This is a genomic window from Chryseobacterium sp. CH21 (assembly GCF_004119445.1).
Taxonomy (GTDB): domain Bacteria; phylum Bacteroidota; class Bacteroidia; order Flavobacteriales; family Weeksellaceae; genus Chryseobacterium.
The window spans coordinates 1-285 of sequence record NZ_QICI01000083.1; the positions used below are offsets into that span (position 1 = coordinate 1).

Below are 285 nucleotides of genomic sequence, written 5' to 3' on the forward strand. Positions count from 1 at the left end.
TGGAAGGGTTTGGCCATGCATATACCTCTCCCAAAGGTTATATTGGGAACTTTACCCCATTTCTGGACTCCTTATCACAGAAAAGTTTATTTTGGGAAAATAATTTGAGTTCGGCAGGAAGAACATTTGGAGCGCTGCCATCACTTACGGGATCTGCTGAAACGCCTAACCTTGTTTTTGTAGTACTGGAAGGGTTTGGCCATGCATATACCTCTCCCAAAGGTTATATTGGGAACTTTACCCCATTTCTGGACTCCTTATCACAGAAAAGTTTATTTTGGGAAA

General features: G+C 41.8%; 1 protein-coding gene. It reads left to right on the top strand.

The window, feature by feature from the left end; translation table 11 throughout:
• Window positions 1-285, top strand: a 285-nt coding sequence (locus BOQ62_RS17590; RefSeq protein WP_164976784.1) for a hypothetical protein, incomplete at both ends; no start/stop codon positions are given.